Annotated in this window: 11 protein-coding genes; all 11 read right to left on the bottom strand. The window is 40.7% G+C overall.

Annotated features, from left to right (window positions below; genetic code table 11):
* Positions 1-12: 12 nt before the first annotated feature.
* Positions 13-942: an ROK family protein gene (locus C1A09_RS10680; RefSeq protein WP_101543896.1), complete on the bottom strand. Its 930-nt coding sequence runs from the start codon at positions 940-942 to the stop codon at positions 13-15.
* A gap of 24 nt (positions 943-966) precedes the next feature.
* Entirely contained in the window at positions 967-2595 is a 1629-nt protein-coding gene (locus C1A09_RS10675) for a CehA/McbA family metallohydrolase domain-containing protein (protein WP_180949211.1), read from the bottom strand.
* A gap of 13 nt (positions 2596-2608) precedes the next feature.
* On the bottom strand, positions 2609-4240 hold the full coding sequence (locus C1A09_RS10670) for a sulfatase family protein (protein WP_101544235.1): 1632 nt from the start codon (positions 4238-4240) through the stop codon (positions 2609-2611).
* Between the two features lie 15 nt (positions 4241-4255).
* Entirely contained in the window at positions 4256-6253 is a 1998-nt protein-coding gene (gene hepC / locus C1A09_RS10665) for a heparin-sulfate lyase HepC (RefSeq protein WP_101543893.1), read from the bottom strand.
* Between the two features lie 16 nt (positions 6254-6269).
* Positions 6270-7559, bottom strand: coding sequence for a DUF4995 domain-containing protein (locus tag C1A09_RS10660; RefSeq protein ID WP_101543891.1), 1290 nt, complete (start codon positions 7557-7559; stop codon positions 6270-6272).
* Between the two features lie 238 nt (positions 7560-7797).
* Entirely contained in the window at positions 7798-9486 is a 1689-nt protein-coding gene (locus C1A09_RS10655; RefSeq protein WP_101543889.1) for a RagB/SusD family nutrient uptake outer membrane protein, read from the bottom strand.
* 23 nt (positions 9487-9509) lie between these two features.
* Complete coding sequence (locus tag C1A09_RS10650) at positions 9510-12722, bottom strand: SusC/RagA family TonB-linked outer membrane protein (RefSeq protein ID WP_101543887.1); 3213 nt, start codon at positions 12720-12722, stop codon at positions 9510-9512.
* 371 nt (positions 12723-13093) lie between these two features.
* Positions 13094-13549 (bottom strand): cupin domain-containing protein, encoded by a 456-nt coding sequence (locus tag C1A09_RS10645; RefSeq protein WP_101543884.1) that lies wholly within the window; start codon positions 13547-13549, stop codon positions 13094-13096.
* Between the two features lie 14 nt (positions 13550-13563).
* Entirely contained in the window at positions 13564-14703 is a 1140-nt protein-coding gene (locus C1A09_RS10640) for an aldose epimerase family protein (protein ID WP_101544232.1), read from the bottom strand.
* 13 nt (positions 14704-14716) lie between these two features.
* Positions 14717-18763, bottom strand: a complete 4047-nt coding sequence (locus C1A09_RS10635) for a hybrid sensor histidine kinase/response regulator transcription factor (RefSeq protein ID WP_101543882.1) — start codon at positions 18761-18763, stop codon at positions 14717-14719.
* A gap of 37 nt (positions 18764-18800) precedes the next feature.
* Entirely contained in the window at positions 18801-20699 is a 1899-nt protein-coding gene (locus C1A09_RS10630) for an ulvan lysase-like protein (RefSeq protein ID WP_101543880.1), read from the bottom strand.
* Positions 20700-20902 lie beyond the last annotated feature (203 nt).

The raw sequence follows: 20902 nt of genomic DNA, 5'->3' as shown, positions 1-20902 counted from the left end.
TGTATTTTTAGTTTATAAAATTAACGATGCCGCCCCGATAAAACCGGCCTTGTTCCCTAATTCGGCTGTCACGATTTCGGTGTTCAAAGCACAATCCGGTATGGTATTTTCTTTGACAACCTGCCTTATTTTCTCCAAATAGAAGGTACCCGATTCAGCAACTCCTCCACCGACTACTATCTTTTGCGGACTAAAGATGTTGATAAACCCGGCAATACCTCTTCCCAGGTAGTAGAAATGCTCGTTCATGCAATCTACAGCCAAAGGGAAAGCCTCGTGATACAAACGGACAATCAGTTCACCGTCTATTTCCACATCGAACTTTAATCCACGTTCGGTTGCCAATGCGGTGAAACGTCTTACCAAAGCTGCAGTCGAAGCATAATGTTCCAAACACCCTACTGCTCCACAAGCACATCGCTCACCATTTGCAATCAAAGGGACATGCCCCAGTTCCGTGCCACGATTGGCATATCCGTTGAAAAGTTTTCCATCAATAATTACGGCACCGCCGATACCGGTACCCACAGTGAGGAAGACGACGTGCGTACAACCTCTTCCAGCACCATATTTCGTCTCTCCCAACCCCATCAGGTTGGCATCATTCCCTACAATGACCGGCAAGCCCGTTTGTTCTTCGAGTAAAGAGGCAACGTCAATATTCTCCCAACCCACTATATTCTCGGCACCACCCAGTACAACGCGGTTTGTTTCGTCCACAATACCCGGCGTACCGAGCCCGATGCCTTTTATCGCCCAATCTCGTTTTCCAGCCTCATCCTTTACAATGGTAGCTGCCTTCACCAGTTGCCTTATCACTTCCGCCGACGAGACAGAAGCAAAAGAGGGTAATCTCCCCTCAAAGGAAGAAAACCCCGCTTTATCTACCAAAGCATATTTTATGGATGTACCGCCAAGATCAATACCTATAGCATATTCCATAGTACAATGTATTTATGAAGCATATTATACTCTCTCTACCCATATAGGAGAACTCCATGCCCATTGCTGGTCGCGCTGACGAACTCTGACGTAGTAATAATCGGTATCTCTTTCGGGTTCTTTGTCTTCCAGATAATGTTCAACCGTGAAGCAACTTTCGGGCATGGCACGGTTAAAGAGAATAGCTTCACTGAGCCATCCTATCATGAAATGAGAACGTGACCCTTCCAACAGTTCGCCCAAAGAGTGCTCAAACCTCTTACCGTTGAACTCTGCCGTAATCACGCCGTCCTTGGGCATGGTAACATCCAGGATAACAGCTTGCATGGCAGGCGTAGTGGTATTCGGGTTCTTGGAACTGTACATATCCAATTCTGTCTCTTTACCGCTTACGGATAAGATACGATTGACCTTCGTTTCAAATTCACTTTCTCCAGGCTGGGGAGAAGTGAAGGCGGCTCCGCGGAAACAGGGTATCACCTCATTGATTTGCCCTTTATCAATAGACAGTTTACCTTGCCAATGTACATACTTTTCTTCACGGTTCCAACCAAATTCCACTTTCACTTTACAACGTACCGTGTCTCCTTCGGGAGTCTCGGGCAACAAAGGACCGCTTAAACGGGCAATGCACTTACGGTTCTTGACGATGTCGATATAGTCGATACAACTATTTCCTTCAACGTTGAGATAAATACGGCGGCTGTTCCCACGTACCACATCGCCGGGGAAAGCGTCGTTCAAACGGAAGTCAATGTTAATCTTGTCACCAGTGGCACAACATACGTGACGGTTCTTCATAGCGTCCCATATCTTATCGCGCGTCAAAGATTCTGCCAGGATACCGATACGCCCGTCACCATAGCTGCCCGGATATCCGGCATGCTGGTCGGTAGAACCCATGATACCGAATTTCTTCCCTTGTTCTAAACCACACTGAATGGTTCCTTCCCATTGACGGGGACCCATATCATGCAAATAATTATAATCACCTTGGTCGCTCTCTGCAAGCCCATGTCGGGAATACATCTCAACAAAGGGGGTTTGTTCTCCTTCCGTAAAGAAATTCCAGTTATATCCACGGTAACCCGTCTGGTATCCCATGTGGTGCGGAGTAATGAAAACTTTATGCCCACGCGCCTTCTGCTTCCAGTCTTCAATGGAAGTACATTCCACCAGAGGAGCATCCAAATCATAATTCAGCGCTACATGGTCGCCATGCTCCATACTATGAGCTTCATAACCGATAAAGGTAAGAAATTCTCCTTCCTTGTTGTATTCATTGGTCATTGCCACATACTTCTCGTATCCACCTTCACGCAGACGTTTGAAGGCTCCGGTATGATATTCAATCACCCACTTCAACCGCGGGTCATCCGCTCCCGGAATATCGGGCCACATGGCATGTGGAGTTACGGAAACAAAGTCGAGCTGCGCCTTGGCCGCTTCAAAAGCAGAACGCATGTCACCATGTCCGTAGGTTATGTTACAGTGGTTGTGCAGGTCTCCCCAGAAATATTTCAGATTACTGGCCGACGGCATCACTTTTTTACCGGAAGCATTTCCCATCTGGCATGCAGACAACAAGCTACCGGAAGCAGCCAGTCCTAAAAAAGACCAGCCTGTGTTTTTTAAAAAACTTCTTCTATCCATAGTATTTTCAAGATTATCTATTTTTCATAAAACGCCTATCACCTTTAAACAATTCTTTCACTTTCTCGTCAGGGTCATCGTCTTTATATTCTTTCTGTGTCTCCTTTAAAAGTGACATCAACTCGGCTTGTTTATCGGCATATTCAGCTTTTCCAAATACATTGTTCAATTCACCGGGATCGTTCTTCATATCGTACATTTCCCATTCATCCACATCATTATAGAAGTGGATTAGTTTGAAATCTGCCGTACGAATGCCGTAATGCCTCTTCACCGAATGTTCAGCCGGATACTCATAATAATGGTAATAAGCAGCCTTACGCCAATTTTCGGGTACTTTTCCGGCATTGGTCAAAATCGGCTTCAAGGATTTACCTTGCATCCCCAAGTTGCCCTCTGCATCTGTAGAGTTCAACTCTACGCCCGCAAAGTCGAGGATTGTAGGAGCAAAGTCCACGTTCATGGCAATGGCACTTGAAGTAGTTCCCGCCTTTATCGCCTTGGGATAACGGATAATCAACGGCATGCGCTGACATTCCTCATACATAAAGCGTTTATCGAACCATCCATGTTCGCCCAGGAAGAAACCTTGGTCGGAAGTATAAATGATAATTGTATTATCCAATTCTCCCGTTTTCTCCAGATAATTAAGCAGGCGGCCGATGTTCTCATCTACTGCTACGACGGTAGCTAAATAATCACGCATATATTGTTGGTATTTCCAACTAATCAGCTCTTTACCTTTCAGATCACCTTTACGATACTCGGAGATACGCTGGGCATATACAGAATCCCATTTTTCCTGCACATCGGCAGGCATACGTCTATAAACCTGCGATAGACGGTTGGTGGTATCTTTCAACAGCTCTTCACGAGTCATCAGTTTCAGGTCCCAATCGTTGGTCAAAGTATGTTCAATGGACATATCCTGTTCCTTGGCAGCCGAGCCTCTACCCTCGTAATTGTCGAAAAGAGTGGCCGGCTCGGGGAAAACCGTATTATTGAACATTCCCAGATGGCGGGGAGCCGGCATCCAGTTACGATGAGGAGCTTTCTGATGATACATCATGCAGAAAGGTTTATCCTTATCCCTATGTTCCAGATATTCAATGGCTTTATCGGTAATGATATCTGTTGCATAACCTTTCTCCACTACCTGTTTTCCGTTCTCATTGAAATCGGGGTCATAATAGTCTCCCTGTTCGTGCTGACCGGTCAGGATACACCAGTAATCAAAGCCTTGAGGTTCTGTTATCAGATGCCATTTACCGATGATGGAGGTCTGGTAACCGGCTGACTGCAACAGTTTTGGGAACGTTTGCTGACTGCCGTCGAAAGTACTGGCATTGTCTGTAAATCCATTAATATGGCTGAACTTCCCTGTCAGAATACAAGCTCTTGACGGACCGGATAATGCATTGACAGCATAACAATTATCCATACGGATACCTTCGTTGGCTATTCTGTCCATGTTTGGGGTCTGCAGCAAACGACCGCCGTAACAAGACATTGCCTGAGTAGTATGGTCATCCGTCATCATAAAGATGATATTCGGACGTTTTACCTCTTCCTTGGCCTTACCCGAACTACAGGCTGACACGCTGATGGCGGTAAGAGGTAAAAATAAATATGACAATCGATTCATAATCATAAATTTTTCTTATAAATGAAACTCCAATTGGCGTTTCTTGCCGTTAACGGATACCTCTACTTTCACAGCCTTCTCATCGAAAGTCTTATTCAAGAACTTAGCTTTGAATGTGGGTAAGAGAGACGAGTCTTTCGTTGGATAAATAACGGTTATGTAACGTACAGGCTCCGAACTGTTCTTATTCACATCAAATGAAACGGAAGTGCGAGGCACACGTTGGCGGTAGGCGATGGAACGCCATCCTTCTTTTTGCCGTGCAGAAATTTTCTTCTCAGAGAAACATTGCAGCTTTACATTGCTCGCACCTTCGTAGGAAGAAGTCAGGATATTGTTTTTCCCGTCTACATTGACAGTACCTTCACATAAATTATAGTTCAGATTGACAGTACCCTTGGCATCACCTACGGCTTCGTCGACAATGACAAAATAGGATTGGTCTACAAAAAAGACAGAACGTCTATGTTTCAGCCCGGCATAATGTGGATTTTCCGTTACCAAAATCTGCACATCACCTTCGGGTTTCCAAAGCTTGGTGACAGACTCGGTAGTTTGCAAATCCTTCTCGTCCAGTGTCAAGGTGTTGTGAACGGCAGTACTACGGAACCAGTTACGTAGTTTCATCACTTCACTGTCACCGGCATATACGTAAGAGCCACTATCCGGAAACAGGTTACGTCCATTGAACCACAATTCAAATGTTCCGTTATCGGGTTGACAATGCCATTCGCCTTTAGGACCGGCTTTCACTACCATCACCGTGGCATCTTGTTTCCATCCGTTTCTGAAAGTGAAGAAACCGGACTTCAAGGCACCATGAGAAAGATAAGGTAACGGAGTACCTTCACGACCTTCTGTCGCATAATAACGTATCCACTCGCAATCAGGGAAAATCAAAAGCCATTCTTTATAATTCTGGATTTCGGCGGAACGGTCACCCAACTTGGCGTCACTGAAACAAGGATTACTGTAATCGGGGAAACAGATACCAGAGTAGAACTCAATCATCTTTTTTATCGTATTGATATACTCAGCGGGGAACTCTTGGCGAAAACCGTTGACATCTGCCATACGCAGAGCTTTACAGAAAATATTGATAGCAGCCAAATGATAATGGGGATCGAGTTCATACTGACCACCATCGGGATAGACCTGTTTTTTTACTTCACGATTCAGAATGCCGATTCCACTCTCTCTCCATCCCGCAGCTTCTTTAAATTCCGGAAAGAACGCACCGGCATATACCATACGTTGCGCTTCAAAGAGTAAATGATTTCCCTGATCTGAATAGTTTGCCAGGATATGCAATGCATGGCGATGATAATTAACCAGAAATTCAGTCAGGAACTCCGGAGTAAAGGCTTGTGCCTTAATAAACAAAAGGAACTGTGAGGTCTGGTCTTGCAAACGGTTGCTCACCTCCAACGGGCGCCACGCAAAACGTACATTTTCAGCATTACCTTTTACTTCACCGGCACTTACAAGTTCATATTCTTCTTTCTCTACTTGTGTCAAAGGGTTCTTCTTAACCCAGTCTATATATTGTAATACCCATTCTTTTGCATACTTTTCGTCGCCCGAGAGCCTATATGCTTTTCCCATCGGAGTAAACCACTTATGGCGATGCAACTGCCAACGAAGTTCATTATCTCGAACCGGCCAATATTGCCAATTGATATCTTTTCCATAATTGAAAGATGGCTGATAGCCATAGTGTACAAAAAACGTATGCTCCAAGGCATCATCCGCCCACTTCTGTTCGGTTTTGGAGATTTTGAGGTTCTTCAAGTCCAGATCGGGATGTACAATTCCCGTACGGTTCCGGTAATAGTCCAGCAAAGCCTGAGCCGCTTCATTCCATTGCTGTTGGCCACAGGCTGCTTTCACCTTCTCCAAGCCCGGATAATCCAGGTTCAACAGGTCGAAAGCTTCTTTCCTGAGTTGCTGCGCTTCTGTACATACGGCAATCATCAGGAACATGATACCCAAAATATACTTTATCGTTTTCATGGTATATAAATTTAGATTAGAGAGATTTATAATCAAGACCTTTTACCTGCATATAACGGACTAACGCCTCCAGATAATAATAATCAGCATAATTAATAGGAGTATCAATCTCAGAGCCATTAGGCAGTGATCCGGTAGAGTGCATCAGGATAAATCCCTGGTTACTACCGGATTTAGCCAGATACGCATCGGAAGAAAGGCTCTTGAGAAGTTTCTCGGCATAGTCCAAATAAACTTGTCCGTCTTCTACCAACGTGCTGAGTTCTATCAATGCAGAAGCTGTGATAGAAGCGGCAGAAGCATCCCGAGGTGTCTGGGGCGTGTCCGGTGCATCATAATCCCACAAAGGAACGGCATCTTCGGTTTTTACACGTGTCATAATCAGATTGGCAATGTCCTTAGCTTGTTGTAAGAAAACTTCATCTTTTGATTCACGGTAACAAGAAGTATATCCGTATACTCCCCAAGCCTGGCCACGTGCCCATGAAGAATCGTCATTCTTTCCCTGATGTGTGCATTTCAGTTCTACGGTTCCGTCATTGTTGTAACTTACCACATGATAAGAAGAATGGTCTTCTCTGAAATGGTTCTTCAGAGTAGTATCGGCATGTTTCAATGCGATTTCTTTATACTCAGGATTGTTTGTGAGGTTACTAACGTAGAACAACAAATCTAAGTTCATCATATTGTCTATGATTACCGGGAAGTTCCATTTTCCAAAATCCCAGGAACGGATGCAACCAATCTGCGGGTCAAAACGCTCACACAAATTATCGGCTGTTTGTATCAATGCCTGACGAACGCTGTCTGCCGGACACAACCGATAGGCGTTGCCATAACTGCAATTCATCATAAAGCCAATGTCATGCGTACCTTTGTACTCTCTCACCGGATAAAGATAGTTTGTAAACTTAATAGCGTCTTTTTTCAAATCCTCATCACCCGTTATCTGGTAAGCATACCACAGGTTACCGGGGAAAAATCCACTGGTCCAATCATAGACGGAGGAACAATAACGGCGGGTACCTATTACATCCTTCACTGGTTTCACCCGCAAAGAGTCCTTAAAAGTTGCAGGATCTCTTTGCAACTGGCTGCAAAGAAAGTCCATATCATACCCTGTCCAAATGGAGCGAGGCAATAAAAGAGAATCACCTACATCAGTTACCGTTCCCTTCAGTTGTTCTGCCGATACATCTATCGCATTTTTCAACCAAGTATAATCTTCCTTAGACTGGGTAGAAGTACAACTATAGAAACTCTGCAACGTAGTAATTGCGCAACAAAACAATAAAATTTTCTTCATATCAATACATTTGTTTCTTGTAATACATGTTTATCTGCAAATCTACAGAGAAGCCCTGTCTTTCATTGACAATAATATCCAAAAAATCTCACAAAAACAGTGGAATAATATCACTTCTGTTGAATTTTACATAACATTCATCCAATTTCAATAAAATATTCCTTCTATAAAAGAGAAAGAGAGGAAGTAAATATTACCTCATTACCTCCTCTCCATCAAAATTACTTTTTACTCAGGACTATTCATATCCCGGATTATTTTTGCCTTCCAAAAGTGGATTACTTTGTAACTCTGACAATGGAATAGGGAATAGTTCGTGTTTACCCGTTTCAAAATTCTTATAAGCAGGATAAGGCTGGTTTGCTACTTTATTCACACTGGTGGCGTTTCCCATCAACACCAATGCCTCTTTCAAAATACCCCAACGAAGAAGGTCATACTTACGCTGCCCTTCGAAAGCCAGTTCAAAAGCACGTTCCCAATATAAAGCAGTACGGAATTTACCGGCCTCATCTGCATCCGAGATAAATGGAAGATCCAATACTTTCGGGGCCTTCATCAGACTGGCATAATTGGCAGAAGTAATGGGGGTAGCATTCGCACGAGTACGTACACTATTTAATAACTTCCAAGCTTCAGGAGTATTATCGGTTTCATTATAAGCTTCGGCAGCCATCAAAACAACATCAGCATAACGCAACGCACAGAAATTAACATCGGTATTATTAGGATTTTTAAAACCTAACGGCATCCATTCACGACGCCATTTACCTGGATACCAATCCTTGCCATTCTTATTTTGAGTCAATACGTGACTGTAAGAATTAGCATTCCACTTATATTGATAGGTACAAACCATCACATCTCTACGGACATCTTTATCTTCAAAGAAATTTTTCCACTCAGGTACCACACGGAAAAAAGCGTTAGCACGTCCCATATAGCTTCCTGTTTCTGTAGACTTAATACCCGGGGCAGCTACCAACGGTCCATTATAAGTACCCCATGTACCACCACCCTCATTGTTGCCATCAGGTGTAAAAAATGCTATCTCAAACAAACTCTCCTGATTGTTCAGCGTACCTTTAGAGAAACCTTTGAAAAGCTCCAAATATCCATCTTTATAGAAATCATGGTATTTCTTGGCTTGAAAAGCTTCCCATTCATCAATAACCGCTTCAAAATACTCTTTACGTTTTGCATCATCCGGACGGGTCAATTTACCATCCATCTGCAAACTATAACCGGCACGTTGTAAATAAACACGCATCAACAATGCACGGGCAGCTCCTTGAGATGCTCTTTCGGGAGAAGAAGAACCGTCGGCCCATTCCAGGTTATTCTTTGCAAAGTTTAAATCATTGATAATTTCGTCATAGATAACTTCACGGCTTACACGAGGCTGAAAAGCGTCTTCACGACCAGAAGTGTAAGTTGTCTTATATGGAACGTCTCCCCAATACTTAACAAGGTCAAACGCAAGGAAAGCACGCAGAAAATGCGCTTCGGCTACCATAGCAACCAGTTTCTTATTGTCTTTGTATCCTGCCATGTTTTCAATGCCATGTATGGCATAGCTGGCCCTGTCGATACCTTGATACTTGAGTTCCCATAAAGATTGTATCCATGTATTGGTATTCTTCACCATATAATGAGCTATATCGCGGCGTGTATTGTCTGTTCCGGTACCATTAATATAATATGTATCATCCGAAGCCGGCATTGCCATTTCATCTTGTCCATAATGTGCCGGTTTGGCAAATGAATTATAAATGCCATAGATAGCCATTTGCGCATTTCCCTCGGAAGTGAAGAAGTCTTCTTCCTTGTAAGAAGAATCAGGCTTTTCCGTCAACAAATCATCACAGGAAACAAATCCTAAAACGAACAAAGCGCTCAATATATATATAAATTTATATTTTCTCATTGCTGTATAATTTTAAATTGGAATTAGAATGTCAAGTTAATACCGAATACATAAGAGTGACTGCGAGGATAAGCGCCGAAGTCAACACCCGGAGTCAAACTGTTACCCATAGTAGATACTTCAGGATCATAACCGGAGTATTTTGTCCATGTCCAAAGATTGTTTGCCGTAGCATACAGACGTAATGAATTAATTCCTGCTTTGGTGAGCCACTTGCGCGGGAATGTGTATCCTAATGTTATATTGCTCAACTTCAGGTATGAACCATCTTCTACAGCCCATGAATGGATGTAAGTATCACCAATCTCCATATCATAATATGCAGCTACGGATTTACCTCTGTTCAATGCAGCCAATTCAGTAGGATCAGTAACGACTTGTCCTTGTGAATTAACGGTCATCCAGCGTTTATCACTTCCGCAAACTGCCAATACATTCTGATTTTTAGAACCACTCTTGGTATTGGTCAATTTTGTGGCATTAAATACATCGTTACCATAACTATAAGTAAGGAATATACTTAAATCAAAGTTTTTGTAATTGAATGTATTATTGATACCGCCATAGAACTTAGGATTAGCATTACCAATAACCTTTTTATCATCTTCCGTGATAAGTGGAGTACCATCCTTGTCTACTACTGCATTTCCATCAAGATTTGCAAATTTCCACATACCGGGTTTTACAGCCGAACGGTTGCCACTGTAGGGAACACCTTTCTTAAGTAAATAGGTATTGGTTGCTGCATCAAAATCAAAATCTTCTACCTGGTATAAACCCTGAGTAACATAACCATACATCTGTCCCATAGATTGCCCTACAGCTACAATATGTGTATTTTGATTATATCCGAAACTGGCCTCCCATAACTGTACAGACTCACCGGTCAGCTCTTTTACTGTATTCTTATTGTGTGAGAAAGTTACATTTGTATTCCATGTAAAATCTTTTGTCTGAATGTTTACAGAGTTGATTGACAAATCAATACCTACGTTTTCTGTAGCACCTGCATTCACAACCATGCTCTTATGACCGGATGAGTATGGTAACTTGGCATTCAACAGAAGATTACTGCTTCGGTTAATATAGAACTCGGGAGAGATTGTTAAACGTTGGTTGAAGAAACCCAAGTCAAGGCCCATATTGAATGTCTTATTGGCTTCCCATTTCAAATTAGGATTGGGGATCTGGCTAAATGCATAACCAGGAGTTGTACTATCACCGTTTGGAGCCGTTACGGAAGACAAAATTGCCAGACTGTTGTAGCTACCGATACGATTATTACCAGCCATACCATAGCCTATACGGAATTTCAGATCGGAGAAAATATTTAAATTCTTAATAAATTCTTCTTCTCCAATACGCCATGCAGCAGAGACGGCAGGGAAATACCCCCATTTATTATTCTTACCAAACTTAGAAGAACCATCGGCACGGAATGAAGCCGTAAACAAATACTTGTCAGCAAAACCATAATTAACACGTCCAAAGAAAGAAAGGAGTTTATCATCATAATTTTGACTGGATGTCGGAGTCCCCGGTAAACCTAAAGACAAATCTCCCAAACCAATTTCATCATTGGGGAAATTAGTAGCCGAAGCTTTGAAAGCACGTGTCCAACGATTGACAAATTCCTGTCCTGCCATCACCGTTAAATTGTGCTTGGCTTTTTCCAAATTATAGCTCAATACATTTGAAATTTGGAAACTACCACCTTCTGTATTCTGGATACTACCATTAATATTAGTACGTTTGGCTGTAATAGATTTATCGCCATAGAAAATTTCATTACGACGAGTATAATAATTCATACCGGTACTGTTACGGAAACTCAAACCTTTAAGTATTTTATAATTAAACCCTCCATTTGCCTGGAATGTACGATACTCTTTATTGTTTGTCTCTTCTGCGGCGGACAATAAAGGATTTTGCATAACGTTACCAGAATCATCAGCCAAAAGCGGGTCTTCATCTGATTCAACAAGAGTACGATCATCTCCCGTGATACCGATAGTAGGACGATATTGCAAAATATGCTGTAACTTATTGAAACGGTCGCCATTCTCTGAAGTACCCATACCAAATACTTTTCTTTGGTCGAAAGTAATGCGAGCATTGATAGAGAGACGCTCATTGGTATCATGACTCAAACTCATGGAGATGTTGTGCTTGTTATTACCACTGTATACCATGGCACCTTCATCTTTAAAATAAGAGTAAGCAGCGTTATATTTCAGTTTATCGGTACCACCAGCCACACTGACACGATAATTTTGTGTAAGTGCCGTACGTCCCAAAGCTTCTTCTTGCCAATCAATGCCGGCACGATTAGCATAATTGGCAGCAATATCGCCAAACTTACCATAACGTTCCTCAAACTTGGCTATATCTTTTTCCAGATCTTGAGAAAGCCCTACAGTACGTTCATAGTCCAGTAATACAAATTCTTGTGGAGAAAGTACATCCAGTTTTCTGGCAATCTTCTTAAACCCTACATAACTATCAAACGAAACAGTCATCTTTTGTCCCTTTTTGGCACCACTCTTTGTAGTAATAACAACAACCCCGTTTGCACCACGTGCACCATAGATTGCGGTAGAAGATGCATCCTTCAAGATATCGATTGTCTCAATCTCAGCAGGGTCAAGACTACTCATACCGTCTTCACTGGGAAATCCATCAATGATGTAAAGAGGTTCATTACTTTGAGTAATGGAGATACCACCACGTACACGAATAGAAATGGATGAACCCGGAGCACCTTCACTCTGAGTAACCTGTACGCCAGCAACACGTCCGGCCAATGCTTGCGAAATATCAGAAGTCGGAACTTTCAGCAATTCATCACTTTTGACCGACACAACGGAACCTGTCAAATCTTTACGGGAAACTGTACCGTAACCGATAACAACTACTTCATCCAATACTTTGGCATCAACCTGCAACGTTACATTAACAACTTTCTGACCATTGACCTTCACCTCTTTAGTAGTCATTCCCACATACGAGAACACCAATACATCTTTAGAAGCGTCATTCACTTTTAAAGTATAGTTACCTTCTATATCGGTTACCGTTCCAACACCGGCGGCACCTTTAACAGTAACGCTACCTCCAATTACCTCATATCCTTCGCTGTCAACGACCTTACCGGTAACAGTCTGACTTTGCGCGTATGTGACCATACTTACAAGAGCAAAGAAAAAGATCAAAAACAATTCTTTTAAACTGTGCATAATAATTAAATCTAAGTTAACATTAATATAGTTTTATCTCGACCACAAATGTATCACCGACAATCAACACAATATGAAAATATTGTTTTAATTCCCCCTACTTTTCCTCAGCTCTCATGCAAATATTGTTTATGCGACCCTAATTTCGTGTAAAAGTCACAACAAACACTTTTAAAAGGCGGTTTTAGACACTTCAGAGACCTATTCAACCAATAAAACATATCTCGGAAAGTATCATTTTTCAAACAAAAAAATAGGATGATAATAAAGGAATATCGGATATCCAAACATTCCTCATTATCACCCTAAGAAACAAATGACTTATATTATTTTACGTATTCAATTTCTATCAATATTCGGTTGTATCAATTCTATTTCAGAAAATCGGCACGCATCGGAGCAAAACAGTCGATAAGAACACCCGGTTCCAAGCAAACACAACCATGCAAAACGTCCGGTTCCATGTAAATGCCATCACCAGCCTCAACTATTTTTTTCTCTCCCCCTACCGTAAATTCAAACTTACCGCTCGCAACGTATGTAGTTTGTGTATGATAATGTTTATGAGGAGTTCCAATAGCCCCTTTCTCAAATTTAACCTTCACTAACATCACTTGGCCGTCATAACCCATAATTTGCCTGGTAACACCTTCACCAGCAGGTTCCCATGTTTTATCTTTTTCATAGATAAAAGTAGTACTTCTTGTTTTTTTAACTGGTTCATCAGGAGTGACATTACTCGTAACCTGCGATGCATATAAAGTAGTTATCATAAGGAGTGACATTCCACATATACATACACACTTCTTCCATACATTCATTTCCATAATCAAATAAGTTTTTAGTCGTTTAAATTATATTGTTCTGATAATGTTGCAAATTTATAAATAGTAATCTGTTTATAAGTCTTTCCGGGCAATAAAACTGTAGAGGGGAACTGCTGTTTATTGGGAGAATCAGGGAAATGCTGCATTTCAAGACAAAATCCATAATATTTTCCATATATTTTATTTCCATGTCCAGTAAGATAGTCCATATTTGAATTCGGGATGTAGAACTGCATCCCGGGTTCTGTAGTATAGGCTTCCAATACCCTACCCGACTCAGGGTCAATCACCGTTGCCACCAATTCCAAGGAATCAAGTGACTTATCAAGTTTATAATTCACATCATATCCCTTTCCCGACTGTTTTACCCTATTTTCAACATTTCGTAGCGAAGTAAAGTCATATTCTGTTCCGGCAATCGGCATGAACTCTCCTGTCGGAATGCCATCAGTATCTACCGGAGTGATAAAATCCGCCTTTATCTTATAAAGATGATTGAGTACAGCTCCTCTACAACCGGTCAAATTAAAATAGCTATGGTTGGTAAGATTGACAACCGTAGGTTTATCCGTAGAAGCCGTATAATCAAGAATAATTTCATTTTGATTGGTCAGCTTATATGCCACTAAAAGATTTAACACTCCGGGAAAACCTCCTTCCAAATCAGCACTTTGATACTTAAAAATAACAGCAGCCGTATCTTTTACTGTATAAAAAGTATCTATCTCAAATACCTGACGATTAAATCCTTGCGTTCCTCCGTGAATGGAGTGTTCCTTATTGTTCTTCTCCAAATGATAAGTCTGATTATTCAGGTGAAATTCCGCATTGCTTATTCGATTGGCATATCTTCCGATTGTAGCACCGAATTTAGGGTGTTTACCTAAATAATTTCTCAGACTATCAAATCCTAAAACTACCGGTTCGAAATGTCCGTCTTTATCAGGGGCAGAAACATAAGTCAATGAAGCAGCATAATTAGTTACTTTAACAACCATACCATTTGCATTCGTTAGCTTGAACAGTTCGATGATTTTATCTCCATCTTGGATGTTTTTTTCTTTAGATACAGAGAGCCCTGCTATCAGGGGTTGCATACACGAAACAAATAAAAACAGAACTGTTGTTAAAAGTAAAATGATACGTGTTTTCATGCGAAAATAAATATTATTTCTTTCCATACTCTGTGGGTAGGCAACCCATATACTTTTTAAAACGTGCCGCAAAATAAGAAGGGGTATTATAGCCTACCATAAAGCTGATTTCGGAAACCGTATACTTCCCTTCCTTCAGCAATTGACAAGCCCGGTTGAAGCGTATTTTATGGATGAAATCAATAGCCGACTTACCGGTAATCGCTTTCAATTTCAGATGGAGACTAGAACGGCTCATATTCATTTCACGCGCAAACAACTCTGTAGAAAATTCCACATTATCCATATTTTTTTCAACAACCGCTATGGCTTTCCGTAATAATTCCTCATCCATCGTATTATTGGTAAGTTTCTCCGGTTCGACTTCCGTCATATTAGAATAACGTTCAAATATCCGATAACGTGTACGTAACATATTCAATATCTTAGCTTTCAACACAGTCATCGAGAATGGTTTGGAAATATAATCATCAGCACCGACCTGTAATCCTTCCAATTGATACTTCATATCTGCTTTAGCAGACAACATATAAACAGGAATATGACATGTGCGCAGATTTTGTTTCACCCACTTACATAATTTGACACCATCCATCACAGGCATCATCACATCTGTAACAATCAAATCCACATCTTCATCTTTCAAGAGATCTAATGCCTTTTGTCCATTCTCTGTTTCTAACATGTTAAACTGATCGGACAAACCATTTACCAGATATTGCCGCAATTCTTCATTATCCTCCACAATCAGAATGGTTCCACGTTTACTACCTTCTTCAACGGTTTCATCAATATCCAACTCTTTCTTTTCTTCATCGCCGATATAGATATCATGCGCATTAGTGGAATACACACGTTGCTCTTCCACATCTCCTTCTCTACTAAGCAGTTCCTCCTGTGTATAAACCGATTTATCCTGAGGTAAATAAACGGTGAAGGTGGAACCCTTGCCCACTTCACTTTGCAATGTAATCCGTCCATGATGAAGTTCTACTAAGCGTTGTACCAAAGACAAACCTATTCCACTCCCTTCACGTCCATTTTCTACCTGATAGAAACGTTCAAAAATCTTCTCCTGCTTTTCTTTGGGAATGCCTATACCCGTATCTGCTACCTGTAACACAAGTTGGTTTTCTTCTTTATAAAGTTTTACCGTAATACTTTCACCCACTTCTGTATATTTAAAAGCATTTGAAAGTAAGTTATTCACTATCAAATCCAAATAGTTTTCATCAAACAATACATTTTCATCCTGCAATTCCGTGTAAAAATTATAATCTATATCTTTCCGCTTTGACAGATTGTCATAGTTCATAAAGCAATTCATCACCCTTTTATAAGCATTGGCACATACCGGTCTAAGTTCAAAAATGCCCAATTCCGCACGTCGATAGTCCATCAACTGATTGACTAAGTGTAACAAACGATTTGTATTTCGTTGGATATAAAGTAGCTGTTCATGTTCCCAATGCCCTTTAATACGACCAAGCAGTTCCTGTAAAGGTGCAACAATCAACGTCAGCGGAGTTCGTAACTCATGCGATATATTAACATAAAAACGAATTCTCATCTGGCTGATTTCTTCTTGTTTCTCTTTATCCATCCGTTCCATAGCTATCTCAGCCTGCATACTCTTACGTAACCAGAAAAAACGTACAACACCAAATATCAATAGAGCAGCAGATAAGGCAAACAAAGTTATAGCCCACCACGTACGATACCAAACAGGTAGAATACGGATATGAAGAGTAGTAGGTTCTTCATTCCATTTTCCATCATTATTTGCCGCTTTTATATAAAAGGTATAATCTCCTGCCGGTAGATTGGAATATGAAACCGGGCTTATGTCACTTTGTTTGTACCACACATCATTATATCCATCCAGTTTATAAGCAAAGGTATTATGCCTACCTGCAATATAATTAGACACAACAAACGATATAGCAAAAGAATTTTGGGAAGATGTCAACGTAATATGGTCTACATATTCAACACTTTCTTTCAGGATACCGGTCTCATCATCGGGCAGTACTTCTTTATTAAAGACAAACAACTTATTGATAACAGGTTTGGGAGCGTAAGGATTGTCAATCAAGGTCTCGGGACGGAAAGAAGTAATGCCATTGACACCACCAAACAACATATAACCATTATCTTTACGACAATAAGAACCTGCATTGAACTGATTACTCTGCAAACCATCCAAAATCGTAAAATTACGGAATTTTCCATTTTCGGGGTTCAAACAACTCAGTCCCAAGTTTGTACTTATCCACAACCTGCCGTAAGCGTCTTCCAGAATTCCATAAATAACATTACTCGGTAAACCATTGTTTGTGGTATATTGCTGCAACTCTCCGCTCCTTTCCTTCAAAGCAAAAAGTCCGTTGCGAGTTCCAACCCATATAGTTCCTGATGAAGATTCGTAAAAACAATTCACAAAAGCCTGCCTCAAAACCGAAATGATATTATATTCTTTGTTAGCCAACAAAGAACCACCAACTTGATTATAGACAGAAATCCCCCTTTCTCCTCCTATCCAAATACGTTTCTTCGAATCACGGAATAGAAGACGATTGTATTGTTGGAGTTTCTCTCCATTCTTATCTTTATCTATAATTGTAAAATTTTGCTTATTTATATCAAAGTGTAACAAATATTCCAATGAAGCCACCCAAAGTCCTCCATTTTCATCCGAAAGGATAGAATAAATGTTATTACTCGGTATATTACTGTTTCTCCGATTATAATATTCAACGTATCCCGACTTTCTGTGCAATACCATCATTCCTCCTGCATGTGCTCCTACATATACCTTATCATGCGCTTCATCTACATATACAGTTTTAATGTCCTTAAAAGGAGTATCCATCATCATCGGAGTGGAATTAAACAAATAATTCTTATACTGCTTCGAAACATTATCATAATAGTTCAGTCCTCCGTCACTTGTCCCAATCCACAAATTATGTTCGTTATCCTCTACAATGCAACTGACCACATTATCACTCAGGGAGTTTAAAAAAGGTACATGCTTGATACGTTGAAAACGGTTACACAAAGGATGATAATAATTCAAACCACCCCAGTAAGTACCCAACCACATGCCTCCCTGCGAGTCTTTGAATATACAGCGCACGGAATTCTGTGACAAACTACCTTCCTGTATTTCAGAATTTCTTATAGACGTAAAGCGATCAGTTCCTTCTTTATAAATATTCAGGCCGCTATAAGTTCCTACCCACAAACGGTTTTCCGTATCCAGTTCCAGTGACCGCACATAGTTTGAGTTCAGGCCGGATTTTCCATCTTCATACCGATAATTTTTTAGTTCTTTAGAATTGGTATCATACAAATACAAGCCATTTCCTTCCGTTGCCATCCATATTCTGCTGAACATCTGGCACAAAATAGAATGTACCCTTATCCCTTCGGGCATACTTACCAACTTTTTCAATGTATTCCCTGTGAGAGAGTAAGTATACACTCCATCTTCAGCACCGATATAAACACAATCACCCTGACGTACTAAAGCAGTAGGTTTTAACAAATGTAACGAAGAGGATAACGTATCACTCAGAAAACATTCTCTTTCCACATCAAAAATCAAAATGCCCTCCATTGTACCCAGCATTAACAAATCCTGTTTTATTGGAACAATACTGGTAATAGCCACGTTCTGTCCATTTTTTTTATAGTAATAGTTAGAAAAAGCATCTTTACGACGATTATAAAGAGACAAACCTTCGCGTGTTCCTACCCAAATCCGGTCAACATCATCGACTGCAATACAACGTGAGATATCACTGGCAATGCTATTGGAATTCATATACTGATGACGATAGACCGTAAAGTTATAACCATCATACTTATTCAGCCCATCATACGTAGCAAACCATAAATTTCCTTCTTTATCTTGATTAATTGCAAATATAGTACTATGCGATAATCCTTCCTCCAGACCAATATGAGTAAAATGGATATCTTCCGAAGTATTAGCATTTAACATCATAGGAAATAATCCAACTAATAGTACTAACAAAAATTGAAATATTTTCATAATCGTAATCTATTATGAAGCAAATAAACAAAATATATTAATAGAAATAGATATTTATCAGAACTTTCTTATCTTCACTATCGGGGAGAATACGTAAAGGTACAAAAGAAAAACCGGGAACGGGATTAAATATACGCCCATCATCATCGGTTGGTCCTACTTCAACAGTTCCCGCTTCACATTTTACATTCAGCACACCATTATTTCTATTAATACGCATCGCCTTTGAGCTTATCTCTACTGTTTCAACTGGCGATGCTATAATTGGCAATACCAAATAAGCCCTATCAGGACAATGTCGCACACAGATTCGAACCCCTTGTTCCGAATAGACATAATTCACCACTACAGGTACTTCTCCTCCTGATGGAGATTTTTGACTAATATCCACCAAATGAGTATTCACTTGAAAACAATAATTATTCTTATCTATATGGCAAACAATGTCCGTGTTTAAATCATCCAGATTAGTATATACATTTCCATCCTCAATCAACTCTATACGAGGAGTACCTCCCATCAGATATTTCCGAGTACTACCCTGCATATTAGGAGCCTCTATCAACTGATATTTATTCATTGTCGCAGCAAAGACAGGACCTGCCTCCGCATGCCATAACAAGGCAAGAGCTCCCCCTATGGGATGTGTTCCTTTCGTCTTATATTCAGCATCATATCCGGTAAACGTGGCACGCCAAGATCCCTGTGCGATCAACCATGTACGGATATCCTGAAAACACTTTACCCCATAAGGTACATCACGAGGAAGTTCTTTGGAAGTAACCATATCCACCGGAGCCTGTTCCAGAAAAGACGCCAAAGCTTTGGCATGTCCGAAAGTATGGTGTATACAGGGCGGAATACCTGAAACACGATAGTGCATGCCACCATAAAGTAATCCATCGTAAGTGGCTTTCTTCAATAATCCGATATTCCGGCGGATAGCCTCCACGTATTCAGGATGATGAGTAGCCAGCGAATAATACCCTCCCATAAAACCATCGCTTGTACGCCCACCCCAATAAGTCCATTTAAAACTACGGGTTCCCCAGCTATTATCCCAAGCGCCATCAGGTAACATAAATTCCAGATGAGTACTCATGGAGCGTTCAATAAGCGACAGCAATTCGGTATCTTTTGCCATCTTGGCATAATACGCCATGTTGGGCAAGGTTTCCTCCACGTTATAAAGCAAATCTACAGGCAGGCAACCATTCTTCGTTTTAGTCCGTACATTAGGACCTTCACCGAAAACAAAGTATTCATGTTCCGTGAAATAACCTTTCAAATCAGTGGCAATCTCCCGGGCTTGTGCCTTGAAACCGGAACGATTGCACATTTCTCCAATGGCATACAATGCATAAGTGGCGGAAGCGGAATAGTTCACATTCATATTCCTCATTCCCTCCCGTTTGCGGCTGTAGATAAAAGGATTATTCATGATAAACTCACCGGCCTCCGCCAACCGCTGTTTCCAATGATTCCGGGTAGAGTCATCCAGTAAATGCCCATGATAATGCAAAGCTTCATAGAGGGCGATAGCTGCGAATACGGTCGTACCGTTCCAGTCCGAAACATGTACATCATTCATCCAAGAACCATCTGGGTAATGTACATTTTCCATCCACGCCATCAGACTTTTAGCAGCATGTAAATATTTATCATTACCCGTTTTGTCCGCCAAATACATCAGAGGAAGTACAGCATCGCCAATGCGCCCATGTATACGAGCACATGCCGGACACAAAATACCTCCATCCAATGCAGAGTGTAAATTTACGCACTGATAAGTCAACAGCGTATCTATCCACTCAGTCAATAGTTTCTCAGCTTCACCACGCAGAGAATTATCCAATGATTGATTGTTTATGTCCTGTATCTGGGCAGGCAAGGATATAGCATATAACAGTAATATTACGAAGAACGTGGTTTTCATTTTTTCTATGTTAGATTTCAAATCAAAAATACGCCTTTATCCCCATATTATCGCCCTATTTTATTTATATCCTGCGTACTTATGTCTACGTGAGACCCTAATATTGTTCAATCCTTACTAATTTTGTCGAAACATTACCTCCGAAAACAATATTGGTAGACTTTTGAACATAAAAAAGCAAATATTCGGCACAAACACCCTAT

It is taken from the genome of Bacteroides cutis (assembly GCF_900241005.1).
Taxonomy (GTDB): Bacteria; Bacteroidota; Bacteroidia; order Bacteroidales; family Bacteroidaceae; genus Bacteroides; species Bacteroides cutis.
Note: the sequence above shows the minus strand (reverse complement) of the source record. Positions and strands in the feature narration are given on the sequence as shown.